Source organism: Vibrio sp. DW001 (assembly GCF_029016285.1).
Lineage (GTDB): Bacteria > Pseudomonadota > Gammaproteobacteria > Enterobacterales > Vibrionaceae > Vibrio.
On record NZ_CP091975.1, the window covers coordinates 2,033,448 to 2,051,813 of the forward strand.

The window sequence follows — 18,366 nt, forward strand, 5'->3', positions numbered from 1 at the left end:
AAAAACGAACATCAACGGATATATTATCCGTTAATGACTAATTGAATTCACGGAGTGAATATTGTTTTGGTTATCAATACAATGGATTGACGGAGTTAGTTAATGAATATTTCCAGCACCAGCGCCAACCTAGTTCAGCTAAATGATTTTCAAAATGAAATGTTATTACTGCTCGATTCAAGCCTCAATGTTTCAAGGCTCGCAAGTTACCTTGTTGACGAACGGTCGCGTCCAATTTGCTATCAGACGTCCAAAATTCAACCATCGATGCATAGAGAATATTTAGACGGTTTCTACAAAGAAGACCCTCTTTATCCTGAACATTTTAAATCCCCAAAAGACCGAATAATAAAGATGAGTGACCTTGTTTCTCCAATGAAACAGCGTTCCAATATCTACTACCAAGATTTCATTAAGCCATGGAAAGTCCAAGAAATTGTCGAGCTCTATTTTTATCATAATAACAATCTAATCGGTGGGGCTTCCTTATTTTTTGATCAGTCTGTTAATCCGCCCTCTAAGGATGACTTCATCCGTTTGGGAGCGCTTCATCGATACATTGAGTTTAGCTTAGGTCAACAACTCAAAACCGTCACTCAGTTGAGTTTTGATGACTTTTGCGATCAGTTTATTCTAACCAATAAAGAACGAGTCGTCCTCCAGTTGGCTATTCAAGGGTTGGCAAATAAAGTGATGGCGCAAAAATTAACCTGCAGTCTATCAACCGTTAAGACTCACCTACAGCATCTTTTTGCAAAGCTTAAAGTAAACAGTAAAGTAGAAATGATCAATAAAGTGTACCGTTCGAAATGTATTTTATAGCGTGAAAAACGTTATTTTTTATACCACGCAGGCTAAAGTCTCAATACCGCTCTAGTCTGCGTGTAGGTTAAATCTAATGTCGCTCTGAACTATTTATTGATATTTACAACCTGTAATAAGCTGTTTTCTAATAATCCTTCTAGTCCAAACTCCACACCAAAACCCGACATTTTGCAGCCGCCAAATGGCGCATGAGGGAGGACTTCCGCATGACCGTTTATCCAGACCGAACCGCATTCTAGTTGCAATGAAAGGACAAGTGCTGCGTCTACATCGCCCCATACGGATCCACCAAGGCCAACCTCGCTATCATTCGCCATTGCAACAGCGTCGGAAACCTCATCATATGAGATAACAGGGAGCACCGGACCAAACTGCTCTTGATCAACTATTGCCATCCCATTAACTGCGTTACCCACAATGGTTGGAGGATAAAAATAGCCCATTTTATCTAGCCTAGCACCACCAGCATAAATTGTCGCACCGTCTCTTTTGGCCTCTTCCACCAAACCTATTACCTTCTCTAACTGCTTTATATTTTGCACGGGCCCGAACGTAGACGATGGTTCAAAACCATCACAGACGACTTGCTTGTTAGCTATCTCTGCCAGCAACTGACAAAGCTCATCATGTTGTGACTTATGTACATAAAGGCGCTTCAACGCCGCACATGTTTGCCCCATATTTATAAAGGAGGTACCAAAGATACCCTCTGCAATCGCATTTAAATCTGCATTTGGCAATACTATTCCAGCATCATTGCCACCCAATTCAAGAGTTAGCCTTTTCAGGTTACCTGCCGCGGATTTCATAATATGTTGCCCGGTTTGAGTAGAACCAGTGAAGACTATCTTTTCTATGCCCTTGTGCTCACTCATCGCTTTGCCGAGTGAAGTCTCGCCAGAAAGTACGCTAAACACCCCTTTTGGTAACACATTTTGCAACAACTCCCCAAGCAAAAGGGTATTAATCGGTGTTAACTCAGAAGGTTTGTTGATTACCGTATTCCCCATGCGAAGTGCAGGAATAATGTGCCAAATTGCAATCATTAATGGCCAGTTCCAAGGTGTAATCGATCCTACAACACCGATCGCTTTGCGTCGTCCTTCAATGCGCTTGTTTGGCGAATCTTCATATACCTCGACCGGGATCTCAATACTGGTCGCGTGTCGCGTCCACGCAATTGCACCGCCAACTTCCATCTGAGCAAGCGACAACGGTTTCCCTTGCTCTTTTACGATGGTTTCGGCCAATATTGCTGCATTCTCTTCAATTTTGTTCGCGATTTCGTTGATATAGGTATCACGTGTTGATTGAGGCAATTGGCTCCAGCCTTTAAAGGCATTCTGTGACGCCTCAACTGCTGTATTTAACTGTGCAATAGAAGCCGCTGGTGCACTGAAAGCGATCGTTTCATTCGCAGGGTTTACTACATTCATTGAAGGCATTTCGCCCATGACTGAACAGCCATTTATGGTTAATCCTATCTTATTCATTACTTTATTCCTCTCTATAATATCGCTGTTCGTTAACGAGCTTGTTGTTTCGCGTTTACACATGGACAGTCTTCGCTTTAGATTTATTTTCTCTAATTAAACTGAAGATAAATAGAGTGACGGAAAGCACTATCACTCCTAACAACACTAGACTAATCGGACGGTCTACAAAGATGCTGAGGTCACCATTAGATACGCCCAATGCTTGCTTACTGCGGGTAACAAAAACAGGCCCTAAAACTAAACCGAGTATGATAGGTACTGCTGGAATATGTTCCCGTTTTAAAATGTAGCCAAATACAGCGAAACCTAACGCTATCAACGCATCAGAAAACTGATAATTTTGGCTATAGCTCCCAATAAAACCAAGCACAAGGATAAGCGCACCGATAAAGCGGCCTCGAATACGGGTAAGATTAACTATCCATTTGCTGGTAAATGTTAGGAACAAAAAAGCAACAATATTTATAAGGAACAATGAAATATAGAGACCGGATATGAACTCTGGTTTCTCCGCAAATAGTGTTGGTCCCGGTATGTAATTGTGAACCATAAAAACAGAGAGCAGCATCGCCATAAGTGCGTCAGCAGGGATCCCAAACGCCAATAATGGAATCATAACCGAGGCAGTAACCGCGTTATTAGACGTCTCCGATGCAATAAGTCCTTCCTCTGCACCCTGACCAAATTTCTCTGGATTTTTGGAAAACTTCTGGGCCAAAGTATAAGAGAAGAACTGAGACCCAAACTCCCCTACGCCGGGTAGCAACCCCATAACCACACCTAAAGCGGCGGAGCGTAGAACCGTCCATTTATATTTAAATACAGTTACCATGCCTGAAAAGCGGCCTTTTCCTTCATACTTTGTGACCTGTGAATCGTTCCCTTTTTGCGATAGAAGAACGAACGCTTGTGACATTGCGAAAAGACCAATTACGGTAGGCACCAACGGGATACCACCCAAAAGCCATTCCTGACCAAACGTATAGGTTAATGTATTGTAAGAGCGGTCAATGCCGATTGAACCTAGAAAGATACCCAGCCCTAACATCATAGCGGCAGGAAAAGCTTGTTTGTAATGTGCCATCACAACAAAGATCATGCCTAGCGCGGCTAACATAGCAAACTCAGCAGACCCAAAGTGATTGGCTACTTGGGATAATACTGGCGCAAGGAGAACCAAAGAAAGTACGCTGATAATACCGCCTATAAATGACGAGGAATACGCAATAGAAAGTGCCTTTTTACCCTCACCTCTTTTGGTCATTGGATAACCGTCATACGTCGTTAGCACGGCTACGGGCGTACCTGGCGTATTCATTAAAATAGCGGGAATCGCCCCGCCATACCACGCACCGCCATAGACTCCGAGTAATAAAGTAACACCCGGAAGAGGATCTAACGTAAAAGTGAGAGGAAGCAAAATAGCAATTACTCCTGCAGGTTCTAGGCCCGGAATAGAGCCTATAGAAACCCCTAAGAGTGCACCACAAACAATCGCTAACATGACGTTCAACGTGGCAATTTCATTTATCCCAAGAAGTATAATATCCATATCTTTCTATCACTCGGTCGGTTTTATAAATACATATTTGCAAATTCAGAGAATTGCGCAGGCAGTAGAGAATAGAGCCAAACATCAGGTAGCCAAAAATTAACCAGAACTCTAAATACCAGCACCATAGCAACAACGGATATGGCTGAAATTGATACCCAAAACCGGGTAAACAAATTGCTTATCCAAAGCATGGTAAGGATGAAAATCAAACTCGACGGCGCAAACCCAATGACAGACAAACTACGGATATACAACATAAAAAATAGGCTAATAATGATAGCGGTTCGGTACTTACTGATAGCAGAGAATGCGAGTTCGACCGGGTTAATACCTTTAAGACAGTGAATATTCTTAGCCGTATTGAACAGCAAATAAATGCCACTAAATGTTAAAATGATATACAACCCGACAAAAGGAAATACAAAAGGTTGGGTGTACCATCCATGTGCTTTTACCACCTCTTTTGCCTGCATAGGTTGTAATAGAATAAGCGTCAACGACCCTAAAAATGAGGATAAGTAAAAGTAATAATGAGACGATGACTGACTATCAGTGGACGTTTCATCCTTTACCTTATCGTTTGTTTTTTCTCTGTTCTCAATAGCCATGGAGCCTCCTGCTAGGTAGGACGAAATTGAACACTATTTCGTCCATTTGACTTAGTTCATGTATTCCAATAAACCTTGGGCACTAGCATAATCGTCTGCAATCACTTGTTGAGCTTGGTCACCGCCAATCCAGAATACGCTCGCGCCGGTGCTGGCACTTATTTCAGCTACACGGTCGGTAGCCAACGCTGCCTGAGCTATTTCCGCAATACGGTTTTTAATCTTCTCCGACGTTCCTTTCTTAACAAATAGACCGTTCCACGTTGTTTGAGCGATACCGGTTTGCTCCTCAAGTGTCGGGACATTTGGACTGAGATTTAGTCGTTCATGGGTAATAGACGCAATTATTTTGACATCACCAGATTTAAGACATGAAAGTATGGTCTGTGTAACGGTGTTGATTACGGTCGCGTCACCATTTGCAAGCGTCGAACAATTGATAGAATCAAATGGCGCATTTGATGAGAACTTAAGACCAATTTCATCCGCTGCTTTAAACGTGATCGCCGTTGGAAGTGCTTGATAACCAAAGTGTGCAAGAGAGACCGGATTCGATTTAGAAAATTCAGCTAACTCTTTCATATTGTTATATGGTGCGTCAGCTTTAACCGCGATGACAAACGGGTAGTCTAGGAAGATTCCAACAGGGTCAAATGTATTTTGATCAAAAGGCGCATTGCCAGACAAGATTTGAGTCGTTAGAAGGTCCGCCACAAATGAACCAATCGTTAAACCGTCGTTTCGAGCTCTTGAGACTTCAGAAGCACCAATAATACCGCCACCTCCCGGTTTATTGACCACGGTGGCGGGCTTGCCGGTTTCCTTCGACATCTCTTCAGCAATGATACGGGTAAGAATGTCTTCGAGATCGCCAGGAGGCCACGGCACAATAAATTTTACAGGTCTATTGGGGTAATCGGCTGCATTGACCATCATTGGTGTCAACAGTATTGATAATATCATCCAAGTAAAAATAGCAATTTTGTTCATGATAATTCCTTATATTTAAACAATCCTAAGTGATCTCTTTAATTTACCTTGTGACTTTTGGTACTGACTATAGGCACGATCAAGACCGGAACAACTGATTCTTGTAATACTTTGTGCGAGGTTGAGCCGAGAAAGACCCTTGATAACGCACTCACTTCCCTATTCCCCATCACTATCATTCCCGCGTTGTATTGCTTAGAAGCATTAACGATGACTTCTTCAGGCGAACCAAACTGGATATGGATTGAAAAGTGTGGGAATGCCTCTAATGTGGAAAGTTCTGTTGTCACAAAACGATTGATTCTGTTTCTAACATTAGAAATTATCGACTCTTTATGCTGCGCAGAATGACTCTTTTCGATATTTTTTGGCAAAAGGGAATGAGATGCGTCTGGGGTGATTTTGTTCACCTTATCGACGGCATGCACATAGATGATCTCTGCATGATGAGAGATCGCCTCCTTCACTGCCACATGAAAAGCGGTTCGGCTGCCCTCACCAATATCTGATGCGTAAATAATGACGTTAATTTCGTTGCTCATTGTGTGTTCCATCGTTAAATGACCGATTCATTACAGGCGATGTTAGATCAGAAAGAAATCAACCATAAGGATGAAACGTTAAAATTATGTAACGAATTTACTTTTATTTTACATATCAACCTAACGGCTGATAGCCGCATTGAAATGAGCGTGATTAGATAAATGGGTCTGAAGCACAATAAAAGGAATTAAGATGAGGCATTTAGATTCTCTTACTTATTATGCTGCTACCAAAAAATATGACTTAAGCTTTCCGAGATTGACAGAAGATCTTGAAGTAGATGTTGTCATTATTGGTGGCGGTTTTACGGGCGTTAACACCGCACTAGAATTAGCTGAAAAAGGCATTACAAACACGGTAATTCTCGAAGGGCGCTATCTGGGTTACGGAGGCACAGGTCGCAATGGTGGCCAAATCATGGCTGGATTAGGTCATGACTTAGATACGGTGAAAAAGCACGTTGGTCCAGAGGGGTTACAAGAGCTGTTTAAGATAGGTAACCTTGGCGCCGCTATAATTAAGGCGCGTGTCGACAAGTATAATATCGACGCCGACTTCCGTCATGGCTACGCCTACCTAGGCAGTAACTCTCGTCAAGAAAAGACGCTTCGTGCATGGGAAAAAGAGTTTACCTCAGTTTCTCCAGACGAAGATATCCAGCTCTTAACAGGATCTGAAATAAAGCAAGTCGTAGGGTCATCCGCCTATAGCTGTGCCCTTAAACATATGGGCGCGGGTCATGTTCACTCATTAAATTTGTTGCTTGGTGAAGCAAAGGCCGTCAGCGAAATATATGGTGTGACGATATTCGAAAACTCGATGGCAATATCGGTCGATTACGGTTCAACCATAACGGTGAAAACACCAACTGGCAGTGTTAAGGCCAAGAAAATGCTATGGGCTTGCAACGGTTTCCTTGATGGAATGGAACCAGAGATACACGGAAAGACCATCAACACTTACGCTTTTCAACTCGCCACTGAGCCACTATCTGACGAGTTAATTGAAGAAATAAGCCCAATTCGCGGCGCATACAGCGATATTCGTCCAGTGATCGATTACTACCGAGTTACAAACGAAAATAGGTTGTTATTTGGCGCAGCAACACGCGCATTAGAATATATTCCTAAGGATTTAAAGGCATGGAACAGAACGCAAATGCTGAAAATTTTTCCCTACTTAGATAAGGTCAACATTGATCTCGCGTGGGGAGGACCACTCTGTTGCAGCGCAAATCTATTCCCGCAGGTCGGTACATTAAAAGAACACTCGAACGTGTTTTATGTCCAAGGTTATTCTGGGTTTGGGGTCACCCCTAGCCACATCGTATGTAAAGTTCTTGCGGAAGGTATGAGTGAAAAAACCGAACGCTATGAGTTAATCAGTAACATCCCTCATGTAAATGTACTTGGAAAAGATTACATCGCTCCCGCCCTCCTAACGAGCGGTAAGGTGTGGCATCAAGTTTCCGGTTATTGGACGGGTCGTCGTTAAGCTAAGGAGAAAACAATGAAAGCATTATTACTTAATGGAACGTTGCCTGAAATGGCAGAGATAGGCAGTGTCACAAACTTAGGCTCTACCGTGATCGAAGGTGACCCGCAGGCTAGCATAGCCATGGTTGACGGCGCCCCGGAAGACACCGTGGTCTGCGGTATCTTTAAATGTACGAAAGGTGTCTTCTCTATGCAATATCCATTCACGGAGCATGCCACTGTTATAGAAGGTAAGTTGAAGCTAAAGAATGTAGACACTGGTGAGGAATCTACTTTTGGCCCCGGCGATTCATGGTTTGTGGCGCAGGGCAGCAGAATCGAATGGCACATTATCTCTAACCATTTTATTAAACACTACTTATCGGTAGCGAGTTAATACGTCACATAGTTACAAGATGGTATTTTGAAACCAACGCACCTAACGCATATTAGGTGCGTTTTTTTTGCTAAATAAACGGTTACTTGTCATCACTCAATGTGGATGAAATATTAAATTGGTTTTTCATTGCTAGGGGATCGAAACATTAGACTGACATCCACTGTGTATTGGCTTGGCTCAGTGTGTTAAAGTGCGCGCAATTAAACTTAGGCATCACACTTTCTGGTTGCTAAGACCACATTATAAATTAGGAGCTATTATGACTAATAACGATATTTTACGCCGCATTCGCTACACCTTCGACTTTAAAGATTCTCAAATGATCGCAATATTTGCAGCCGCTGACCACACAGTAACTCGCGCTCAAATCAGTGACTGGCTCAAGAAAGAAGAAGACCCAAGCTATATTAAAATGGTCGACACCGAACTGGCTATTTTCTTGAATGGTTTAATTAATACTAAGCGTGGGAAACGTGAAGGCGAACAACCTGCGCCAGAAAAACGCTTAACCAACAACATGGTTTTCATGAAGCTTCGCATCGCATTAAACATGAAAGCAGAAGATATTCTGGAAACAATGGAAGTCGCTAACTTTATTATGAGTAAGCACGAACTAAGCTCTTTCTTCCGCAAACCAGACAACAAACATTACCGTGAATGCAAAGATCAAATATTACGAAATTTCCTAATGGGTATTCAACGTAAACTTCGTCCAGAAGACACCAACGAAGGTTAATCCTTATCGTTGTTATCCATTAAGAAGAGTACATCCATGCCATTTTCTAAACTGCCTCTAAGTTCTGATATAGTGTCTGCGTTACCAGCAGACATTATTACGCCAAGAGAAATACAAACGCTTGCTATCCCGGAGATGATGAGCGGTCACGATCTACTTGCATTAGCACAAACAGGAAGCGGAAAGACACTGGCATACGGGTTACCTCTGATAGAAAAAACCAAAGACAACCGCCATGCAACTCAGGCTATTATTTTGGTACCCACTCGCGAGCTCGCTACTCAGATAAATGAAGTTATCTCGTCAATAGCACAACAGGTTGATATACATTCGATCTGCCTTTGCGGTGGTGTAGACAAAGAGAAGCAGATTAGACAATTATCTCACAACCCCGAGATCATCGTCGCCACACCCGGACGACTGCTTGAGTTAATCAATGAAGGTTCCGTTGAGACACATAAAGTCAACACGGTAATCTTCGACGAAGTTGATCGGTTATTGGATATGGGGTTTTGGTCAGACCTGAATGCGATATTAGATACACTGCCGGCTCAACGTCAAACGGTCATGTTCTCCGCCACCTTACCACCAGAGCTAGAAAATAAAGTCAGCATGCTACTCATTGACCCCGTACGCGTTCAAGCCCATGCCAGTAATAGTGTGGTAGAACATATTGACGAATCTCTTTATTTGGTGAACAAAGGCAGCAAAGCGAAGGTTCTAATACAACAGATAAAACAACACAACTGGCAACGAGTGTTGGTGTTTATTGGCGCACGTGATAGTGCTGATTCGCTAAACAAAAAACTGACCAAAGCTGGTATTTCAACAGCCGTGCTTCACGGCAATAAAAGTCAAACGGAGCGAGAAGAGACACTTCAATTATTTAAACAAAGCAAGGTCAAGGTTCTTATCGCCACCGACCTTCTTGCACGCGGTATTCACATTGAAGAACTACCGGTCGTGATTAATTTTGAAGTACCGTCTAGTCCTGAGGTGTATGTTCATCGAATTGGCCGTACAGCACGCGCCGGAAAGCAAGGCTGCGCCATATCATTAGTTTGTCACGCGGAAAGTGACTATCTGGATGCGATTCGACAATTTACAAAACGAGAATTATCGCTTAGTCAGTTAGCCGAATTTCCAATTACGGACAAGCCATCAACAGGCGAAAGTAAACGTGCGCCGAGAGACAAAAAAGCCAACCGACGCACCAATCACAAAAAAAGCGTTAAACAGTTCCAAGGGAAAGATAAACGATAGTACGTTTATCCTCTATGAACCGTTTGGTTTTTAAGCAACATGTCCTTACTCTTGAGCCCATAACCATGCTGCACCACGTACACCACTTGAGTCTCCGTGGATGGCTGCTTTTATGGGTGTATGACATTCCCCACCAAATGTATACTCTGGCAGAATCTTAGGGACGTTACTATATAATCGAGTCACGTTACATACGCCGCCAGCTAAGACAACAACATCCGGATCGAGTAAATTCACTACACTGGCGATAGATTTCGCGAGTCGACGTTCATAAACCTCGAGTGTGAGCAATGCTGTTTCATCCCCCTTGTCCGCCAGATCTGAAATTTCTTTCCCTTTAAGTAACTTACCTGTTCTTCGTTCGTAATCGGCACACAGTCCCGTTCCAGACACAAACTGCTCAATGCACCCGTGTTGACCACAATAACAAGGGGTAGCATCGGCAATTTCACGTTCTTCTGCATCTTGCCATGGTAGCGGGTTATGCCCCCACTCACCGCCAATACCATTACCACCAGCATGTGGGACACCATTAACGACAATACCCGCACCTGCACCCGTACCTATAATTACGGCCAAGACCATTTTGTACCCAGCACCCGCGCCATCTGTCGCTTCTGATACAGCCATGCAATTCGCATCATTGGCGACGCGAACCTCACGCCCAAGCAAAATAGTTAGGTCTACATCGAGTGGCTTTCCATTAAGCCAAACTGAATTTGCGTTTTTTACTTTTTGAGAATACGGAGAGATCGTGCCAGGAATCCCAAGCCCAACGGTGCCTGTCTGTCCCGTAGCTTCTTCTGCGTCCACCACTAAGCCTTTAATCGCGTGAAGCGTATCAGGATAAGAACCTTTTGGGGTATCGACTCGTTTTCTAAACAGCTCTTCACCTTTATCTGAAAGAGCAATGGCCTCGATTTTCGTACCGCCTAAATCTATCCCAATGCGCATACTAATTTTCCTTTTTGGTTTTAAGTTGTTGATGGGAAATCGGAAAATATTGTGGCGTATTTAGCAGATAGAATCTGTGCGGGTAGTCATGGCGTTGAAGAATTATTTTTGAGGTTAAACCAGTACTGAATAAAGGCAATGGTATAAATAATAGGCAGCAAAAGCGGCCTATTATTTATTAGTACAGATTATAAGCTAGGAAAATCAAAAGAACCCTAAAGGATTAATATCATAACTAACCAATAGGTTTTTCGTATTTTGATAATGATCTAGCATCATTTTATGCGTCTCTCTACCAATACCTGATCTCTTATACCCACCAAAAGCCGCATGCGCTGGATAAGCGTGATAACAGTTTATCCAAATACGCCCTGCCTCTATCTTGCGTCCCATTCGATACGCAAGATTTTGGTCCCTAGTCCATAGCCCTGCACCTAACCCAAATTCAGTGTCATTTGCAAGAGCCAGTGCTTCTGCTTCATCCTTAAAGGTCGTAACCGCGATAACTGGGCCAAAAATTTCCTCTTGGAAAACGCGCATTTTATTATGGCCTTTAAGCAACGTTGGTTGAATGTAGTACCCATCATTCAGACCGTCACCTTGTTTTGCTACGCTACCACCAATGAGTACTTGAGCGCCTTCTTCACGACCTATCTCCAAATAACCCAGTATTTTATCGAACTGTTCTTTGGAGACTTGAGCTCCCACTTGAGTGTTCGGATCTAAAGGATCGCCTTGCTGAATACCTTTCGCTCTTTCCACCACTTTCGCAATAAATTTATCGTATATAGATTCTTGAATAAGAACACGAGATGGGCATGTACACACTTCGCCCTGATTGAAGAAACCTAACAACATGCCTTCAACACACTTATCCAAGTACTCATCTTCGTAATTGAAGATATCTTCAAAGTATACATTAGGTGACTTACCACCCAACTCTACCGTAGATGGAATAAGGTTATTTGCCGCACATTTTAAAATATGTTGACCAACAGTTGTCGAACCAGTAAAAGCTAATTTAGCAATTCTGGTACTCGTTGCCAGTGCCTGACCTGCCTCGTTACCAAAACCATTAACAACATTGAGGACGCCAGGTGGTATTAAATGACCTATTTTTTCCATTAGAACAAGTATCGACACTGGCGTTTGCTCTGCGGGTTTTAAAATAATACAACAGCCCGCCGCTAACGCAGGAGCGAGTTTCCACGCAGCCATTAGCATCGGGAAATTCCATGGAATAATCTGACCTACAACCCCTATCGCTTCAGGGAAATGATAGGCAGCTGTATTGGCATCGAGTTCAGCAGCGCTGCCCTCTTGTGCCCGAATACACCCTGCATAGTAACGAAAATGGTCGACCACTAAAGGCAGGTCAGCGTTCAATGTTTCTCGAACTGGTTTTCCATTTTCCCATGTTTCGGCGACGGCTAATTCTTCCAAGTTTTGCTCTATCACATCAGCAATTCTCAGCAGCATATTTGAACGTTCACCAACGCTGGTCGCTGCCCATGCATCTCTTGCTTTGTGCGCAGCGTCTAACGCTAGGTTAATATCCGCTTCATCCGAACGGGCAACCTGACAGTATTCTTTTCCGTTTACTGGCGATAGATTTGAAAAATACCTGCCGCTGACAGGTTTTACCCATTCGCCACCAATATAATTATCATAAACAGATTTGAAATTAACAATAGAACCTTGCGTTCCTGGCTGAGCATAAATCATAGGTCATCCTTCCTTTAGATACATTTCATCATTCGTTTCATCGTTTGTTGTGTGCTCTATTTTTATTGAACACTGACATCTGTAACGCAATTCACACGCCAACATGTTAGAACTTGCTGTAATTAAATAGTAACAGTATGATTACATATAATTAACATTAACTAGCAGCGGGCTAACATCGCCCAACAATACCCTGTTCACTTTGTTCAACTGTCTTAAAGTGGCACACCAGAAACGTTACATTTTGGAACACTTATGAATCTTCAAATCGACGACACCATTGATTGGCTGAACAATTCATGGCACAGAAGCAGTGAAGCAGGGCTAAGAGAGAATCGACTTCCCGACGATATTCGATTGGAAAGCTTTCAACTTAGCGAAAGAAGAGATAACGCTAAGAAGCTGATTAACGGATTGGAGAAATACGCGCTACCCCTTTTTAACCAGATGTTTGCTCGAACCAATAGCCGACTGATACTAACCGACATACAAGGTGTAATTTTAGGTTCATGGGGCTTAGAAAAATTTGCCAACCGCCTCACCTCGATTGCATTAGAAAGTGGCGTTTGCTGGCAGGAAAACCTGAAGGGAACGAACGCGATAGGAACCGCCATTATAGAGGCCAAGCCAATATCCATCATTGGCAATCAACACTTTATCCATCAACATCGATTTATCAGTTGCTCTGCAAGCCCCATCTTCAATCATCAAGGCGAAATGCTCGGAATTTTAGACATTACCAGTGAGCAGCAGGTGCATCACTCCAATACCCAACTTCTAATTCAAAGCATGATTCAGAAGATAGAAAATAGCCTGTTATTTGGCATACCAAATGGCACAATTCGGGTTGATATCGCTTGTGATAAAGCACTGCTTGATAGTGGATGGCAGGGTATTATGATTGCCAATGAAGCCGGCGAAGTCATCGCCCACAACCAACTGGCATCTCAACTTTTGGATCATCAAGAAATAATAGGTGCACCTCTGGAGCATCTGTTAAAACACGAAGCCACCCCATTTGTGTACCGTTTACATCCTCAGTCAACAAAACCTATTCCAAAATCAGTTACCTATTCTCCTTCTAGCGAACTACACCAAGGGGATGAACGCATTGAAAATGCCTGGCAACAAGCGTGCAAGGTCATCGACAAACAGATCAATCTGTTGATCTTAGGCGAGACCGGAGTTGGTAAAGGCGAGTTTGTTAAAGCACTTCATCAACAGAGTAAGCGCAAGCAGTCCCCCCTTGTGATTGTTAATTGTGGCGCACTGCCTAAAGATTTGATTGAGTCAGAGTTGTTTGGTTATGCACCAGGGGCATTTACCGGAGCAAGCCACAAAGGCTATCAAGGAAAAATACGTCAGGCAGACAAAGGCACTCTTTTTTTAGATGAAATTGCCGACATGCCGCTCGAAGCGCAGTGTCGTCTGTTACACTTTCTCCAAGAAAAAGAAGTGGTTCCGGTAGGTTCTAATCAGACCTATCACGTGGATATTCAAATCATCGCCGCCACACACAAGAATATAGAGCAGCTTATAGCAGAAGGTCGTTTTCGACAGGATCTCTATTACCGATTAAATGGCCTAGTTTTTCACCTGCCTTCGTTAAGAGAAAGAAAAGACAAGGTTGCCCTGATTAAAAAAATTCACAGCAAACACTGTAAGAACGAACAAAAGCTGGACAAGGATTTATTGATCCTGCTCGAAGATTTTACTTGGCCCGGAAATATAAGAGAATTAGACAACGTATTGCACGTTGCAACGCTGCTCGCGTGCGATGAACCCAAACTTATGCTCAAACATATTCCCGACCACATCAGCGCTTCATTGCAATCTTTAAATCAAACGAGCCCGTTAGGTACGGAAGCTAGAGGTGAAGATATTAGCCTTCAAGAAACCGTCGAAGATACATTAATTAAAATCTATCGGGCCAATAACGGTAACATCAGTAAAACGTCTAAAATCCTTAGTATCAGCAGAAATACTATCTACAGGAAATTGAAAAAGCTTGGTGTTTTGCCAAGCTAACGTCATTTAGGCGTCATAATAATAATAATTAACACACTGGTCTGCGAGCAAGTCCAAAGAGTCCAATGCTTTCGCCATTTTGTCCGCTGGCAATGTATCAAATGCTAATGGTATTTCGGTGCAGCCAAGTACAACACCATCGGCGCCTTTATTAATTAGACTGTCAAAAACAGGTTCCATTAACCTTCTTCCCTGCTCTATCTGACCAGCTTTAACACAGTATATTCCTTCCATAACCTGAAACTGTTCTTTTGCCGTTGGTAAAATAGCCTGCATTCCACGAATCTCGATGGCATTGGTATAAATGCCCGTTTGTATGGTTGCATTGGTAGCCAATACGCCCACTCGACACATCTGTCGACGGCTAGCTTCATTCATCACTGCGTCAATGATGCTAATAAACGGAACCCTTTCATTGTGGCTGAGTTTGTCCAACCAGTAATGAGCGGTATTACAAGGTATCACTACCTTTGTGGCACCAGAATTTTTTAAGTTCATTAGGTTTTTTAGCATTTTTTCCAACGGATTTTCACCGTTTTCCAGGATATGCTTAGTCCGATCAGGAATAACAGGGTCATTCGAAATAATCATAGACATATGTTCTTGGTCAGAACAGGCCGGGCTTTTTTCTACTATACGCTTAACAAAGTCAACCGTAGCCATTGGGCCCATACCCCCTAAAACACCTAACTTCTTATCCATATTCGCTCCTTATCTAGGCACAAATTAACAAAAATAATCCTTGATAAGAAATGAAATAACTGGCATACCTATGCATAAATCGCATAGCTATGAATGTATCTCTGATGTTAAATATCGAAACAAAGTGGTTGCTGGATTTTTTAAAACTGGCCGAAATCCGCAACTTCTCTAAAGCGGCAATCGAACGAAACGTAACTCAGTCAGCATTTAGTCGCCGCATACAGGCACTCGAAAATGCGGTGGGATGCCAACTTTTTGATAGAGATAAAACACCGGTTGGGTTAACCCAAAGTGGCAAGGAATTTCGAACCAGTGCTCGCTCTCTCATCATTCAACTTGAATATGAGTTAGAGCGTCTTAACGATCTCTCTATTCTAGGGAACCAAAAAGTAAGCATCGTAGCTGGCCACTCAATAGCGACCGATATCCTACCGTTGTTCAAATTCAATCTGTTTGCAGAAGAACAAGAAGTCATTTTGGATGTACGCGCGATCGATGTTGATGATGCAGTAAAAATGTTAGAAGAGAGCGCTTGCGATATTGTATTAAGCTATAAAAACCCTCAGTTGCTTGCTGAACCCTATCTGGCACATAAACTTGGCGAATCTAAAAACTATTGTGTCAGTGTATTATCCGATTCAAAACCAAAATACTCATTATCCGAAACCATTGTTACACCGCTTATCATGCATTCGACCTCCAGCTATATGGGCAGATTAACTCGTCAAACGAGCAGTCACTACGCCCTTAAACCGATTTTTTCTTCATCCATGACCGATCTTGTTAAGGCGTTGGTACTGCAAGGCGAAGGCATTGGCTGGTTACCAGATTACGCTATCATTGACGAACTGAAGCAGAATAAACTCGTTATATTACATCCCGAAGAAGCAACCTTAAATACCGAACTATACGCCTACCGTTCTAAAACCAAGCTCCACCCAGCAGGAGAACGGGTTTGGAAACGTATATGCGAACACCAAACTATATTTTCGCCCAATCACAAAACCAGCGACTAGGCGTCATATCCAACATCAAATCACTGGTATAGATTGAGAATTGGTTTACTATGTGCAACCGAATTTTGCAGCAGATAGCCATAGATCCAATGAAATTATCTGAAAGCCCAATTACTCAACACCGTTTTAACGGACTCACTTTTTTTGTAAAAAGAGATGATCTCTTACACCATCAGTTCTCTGGTAACAAGGCACGAAAATTCATGTCTTTGTTAACGGGAGATTTTCTCCATATAAAAAATTTGATTGGCTATGGTTCCGTTCAGGCAAACTCGTTGTACTCTCTCTCGGCACTTTGTGCGATAAAGAAATGGAAACTGACCTTTTATGTTGACCATATTCCAAGTTATGTGAAAAAAAAACCAACCGGGAATTATCGAGGCGCTCTCGACTTGGGTGCAAACATCGTCGACCTGTCGCAATTAGAAGATAGAGATGGACGCCACACCAGTACTTATATTGACGATAATTTTGCTGATATAGCAGATACGTTGATTGTGCCGGAAGGCGGTCGATCTACAATGGCAGAACAAGGCGTTAAAACCCTCGCCCAAGAAATACTTAATTGGAAATTAATGGAACGATGCAACAACCTCGTCGTCGCACTTCCATCAGGTACAGGAACAACAGCTCTCTATTTACAAAAACATCTGGAACAAGCAGACATAGAGGTCATCACATGTGCCTGCGTAGGTGATAAAAAATACCTCGTCGAGCAGTTTTTGGAAGTCGATAGCAAAGCCACTCAACCGACGATAATTGGTACCGACAAAAAGCATCACTTTGGCCGATTATACAAAGATGAATATGCTTTATGGCAAACATTAGAATCACAAACCCAGATAGAGTTTGATCTTCTTTATGACCCATTTATGTGGAAAAACTTGTTAGATTGGCTGTCGGAGAATCCAAATAAGACCGTACTTTATGTCCATCAGGGGGGCATTTTAGGTAATGAGAGTATGGTTGGCCGTTATCGCCACTGGTTATCTATCTAATGCCCAATGAGATGCGTTACTGTTCTGTGTCAACAATGATTTTATTAACTAAAACACCCTTTTCGAAGGTCAGTCTAAGCTCTTGCGTGTAGTGCATGAATTCTATTTCGAAATCGAAATCGAGCAACTCACCATAGGGTAGACAAAGCGTGTCGCTAAACCAATCCGCGAATACTGATTGGTCGCCTGCCATTCGATACATTCCCTCAAGTGATTTTAGATATAAGCCGTCGCCCTCAACCTCCCAAACCCCCACGTATTGTCTCCAGCATGCCGTAGAAAAACAAAAATCATCGGCGTCAATTGCTTCTTTCAATGCATCATCCGTGAGCTCTATCACTCTACCATCGGATAAAGGTAAAGAAATACACCCTGGCATATCGTAACTCTGACCCTGATATAGACATCGTTCCTTTATTTGTGCTGTCATGCTGAACCCTGTGGTTAAAGTGCTTAAACGCTAACGCTCCCGTACCCTAAATTCTATTAAGGTTAGAACTTACTCGTTCTGTTTGAGCTGATATTTGTATAGACAGTTCACTATAGATTCAAAGCGATAAAATAACCAAAGAGGACATGTGAAATTTTGAAGTAAGTGGCGAACACATGTCGCCACTGTATTTGATTAGTGGGTAGTTCCAGATGGATTAACACCAAATTCAGATTGCTCGTAAACTTTATCAAAGCGTTTTTGCTTTTTCTGAGTATGATCTGAGTTCGTCGGTGATCTTCTTTCGGTTAAAGCAATATTCCGTTCGTGCTCTCTAGATGAGCGAACAAACTCTGGATTATTCAATGCTTGCTTTCGTAGTTTATTCACGCGTTCAATTGTGTCAGCCAACATAGTTTGTCTCCTTTGCTATTACTACTGTGTATACATACAGTATAGAGAAATTCTAAAGTTAGTCAAACCTAGAGGTTGAAAAAGCCCCATTTTACGGGCTACATCAAATTTGAATTTATAGACTATGACGACAGAGTAAGTAAACGCCAAGATGCGACTGGGGCGTAATGAGAAATCATTACGCCCCTTAATTTGGTTGTTTAGATTA

General features: G+C 42.5%; 18 protein-coding genes. 8 read left to right on the forward strand and 10 right to left on the reverse strand.

Translation table 11 applies throughout. The annotated features are described in order from the left end of the window. Nucleotides 1-102 precede the first annotated feature (102 nt). Entirely contained in the window at nt 103-822 is a 720-nt protein-coding gene (locus tag L3V77_RS09340; protein WP_275133894.1) for a helix-turn-helix transcriptional regulator, read from the forward strand. An 89-nt stretch (nt 823-911) separates the two neighbouring features. On the opposite strand, the gene L3V77_RS09345 is transcribed toward L3V77_RS09340, so the two are convergent. The 5 genes from L3V77_RS09345 to L3V77_RS09365 all read right to left on the reverse strand — a co-directional run bounded on the left by L3V77_RS09345 (nt 912) and on the right by L3V77_RS09365 (nt 6,016). After that, nucleotides 912-2,318, reverse strand: a complete 1,407-nt coding sequence (locus L3V77_RS09345) for an aldehyde dehydrogenase family protein (RefSeq protein ID WP_275133895.1) — start codon at nt 2,316-2,318, stop codon at nt 912-914. A 55-nt stretch (nt 2,319-2,373) separates the two neighbouring features. Beyond that, on the reverse strand, nt 2,374-3,873 hold the full coding sequence (locus tag L3V77_RS09350; protein ID WP_275133896.1) for a tripartite tricarboxylate transporter permease: 1,500 nt from the start codon (nt 3,871-3,873) through the stop codon (nt 2,374-2,376). Between the two features lie 23 nt (nt 3,874-3,896). Beyond that, the gene (locus L3V77_RS09355; protein ID WP_275133897.1) at nt 3,897-4,484 is read right to left on the reverse strand and encodes a hypothetical protein; all 588 of its coding nucleotides are present in this window, start codon (nt 4,482-4,484) and stop codon (nt 3,897-3,899) included. 51 nt (nt 4,485-4,535) lie between these two features. Beyond that, nucleotides 4,536-5,447, reverse strand: a complete 912-nt coding sequence (locus L3V77_RS09360; RefSeq protein WP_342752073.1) for a tripartite tricarboxylate transporter substrate binding protein — start codon at nt 5,445-5,447, stop codon at nt 4,536-4,538. Nucleotides 5,448-5,512: 65 nt separating this feature from the next. Beyond that, nucleotides 5,513-6,016: a universal stress protein gene (locus tag L3V77_RS09365; protein ID WP_275133899.1), complete on the reverse strand. Its 504-nt coding sequence runs from the start codon at nt 6,014-6,016 to the stop codon at nt 5,513-5,515. A gap of 193 nt (nt 6,017-6,209) precedes the next feature. On the opposite strand from L3V77_RS09365, the gene L3V77_RS09370 reads away from it, so the two are divergent. From L3V77_RS09370 to L3V77_RS09385, 4 genes are all read left to right on the forward strand, one after another. Continuing rightward, nucleotides 6,210-7,511: an FAD-binding oxidoreductase gene (locus tag L3V77_RS09370; RefSeq protein WP_275133900.1), complete on the forward strand. Its 1,302-nt coding sequence runs from the start codon at nt 6,210-6,212 to the stop codon at nt 7,509-7,511. Nucleotides 7,512-7,526: 15 nt separating this feature from the next. Continuing rightward, nucleotides 7,527-7,889: a cupin domain-containing protein gene (locus tag L3V77_RS09375; RefSeq protein WP_275133901.1), complete on the forward strand. Its 363-nt coding sequence runs from the start codon at nt 7,527-7,529 to the stop codon at nt 7,887-7,889. Nucleotides 7,890-8,151: 262 nt separating this feature from the next. After that, complete coding sequence (locus L3V77_RS09380) at nt 8,152-8,628, forward strand: DUF1456 family protein (protein WP_275133902.1); 477 nt, start codon at nt 8,152-8,154, stop codon at nt 8,626-8,628. Between the two features lie 36 nt (nt 8,629-8,664). Continuing rightward, the gene (locus L3V77_RS09385) at nt 8,665-9,891 is read left to right on the forward strand and encodes a DEAD/DEAH box helicase (RefSeq protein WP_275133903.1); all 1,227 of its coding nucleotides are present in this window, start codon (nt 8,665-8,667) and stop codon (nt 9,889-9,891) included. A gap of 45 nt (nt 9,892-9,936) precedes the next feature. On the opposite strand, the gene mak is transcribed toward L3V77_RS09385, so the two are convergent. After that, nucleotides 9,937-10,845, reverse strand: coding sequence for a fructokinase (mak, locus tag L3V77_RS09390; protein WP_275133904.1), 909 nt, complete (start codon nt 10,843-10,845; stop codon nt 9,937-9,939). Between the two features lie 204 nt (nt 10,846-11,049). Beyond that, nucleotides 11,050-12,570 (reverse strand): aldehyde dehydrogenase family protein, encoded by a 1,521-nt coding sequence (locus L3V77_RS09395; protein ID WP_275133905.1) that lies wholly within the window; start codon nt 12,568-12,570, stop codon nt 11,050-11,052. Between the two features lie 255 nt (nt 12,571-12,825). Between L3V77_RS09395 and L3V77_RS09400 the strand changes: the two genes are divergently transcribed. Further along, a complete protein-coding gene (locus tag L3V77_RS09400; RefSeq protein ID WP_275133906.1) occupies nt 12,826-14,598 on the forward strand; it encodes a sigma-54-dependent Fis family transcriptional regulator in 1,773 nt (590 codons plus the stop codon). A 6-nt stretch (nt 14,599-14,604) separates the two neighbouring features. Here the strand turns inward: L3V77_RS09400 and L3V77_RS09405 are convergent, their stop codons facing one another. After that, entirely contained in the window at nt 14,605-15,300 is a 696-nt protein-coding gene (locus L3V77_RS09405; protein ID WP_275133907.1) for an amino acid racemase, read from the reverse strand. Nucleotides 15,301-15,404: 104 nt separating this feature from the next. On the opposite strand from L3V77_RS09405, the gene L3V77_RS09410 reads away from it, so the two are divergent. Continuing rightward, the gene (locus L3V77_RS09410) at nt 15,405-16,316 is read left to right on the forward strand and encodes a LysR substrate-binding domain-containing protein (protein ID WP_275133908.1); all 912 of its coding nucleotides are present in this window, start codon (nt 15,405-15,407) and stop codon (nt 16,314-16,316) included. Nucleotides 16,317-16,405: 89 nt separating this feature from the next. Continuing rightward, a complete protein-coding gene (locus L3V77_RS09415; protein WP_275136739.1) occupies nt 16,406-17,314 on the forward strand; it encodes a 1-aminocyclopropane-1-carboxylate deaminase/D-cysteine desulfhydrase in 909 nt (302 codons plus the stop codon). Nucleotides 17,315-17,330: 16 nt separating this feature from the next. On the opposite strand, the gene L3V77_RS09420 is transcribed toward L3V77_RS09415, so the two are convergent. Further along, nucleotides 17,331-17,744: a hypothetical protein gene (locus tag L3V77_RS09420; RefSeq protein WP_275133909.1), complete on the reverse strand. Its 414-nt coding sequence runs from the start codon at nt 17,742-17,744 to the stop codon at nt 17,331-17,333. A 195-nt stretch (nt 17,745-17,939) separates the two neighbouring features. Next, nucleotides 17,940-18,158 (reverse strand): hypothetical protein, encoded by a 219-nt coding sequence (locus L3V77_RS09425; protein WP_275133910.1) that lies wholly within the window; start codon nt 18,156-18,158, stop codon nt 17,940-17,942. Between the last annotated feature and the right edge of the window lie 208 nt (nt 18,159-18,366).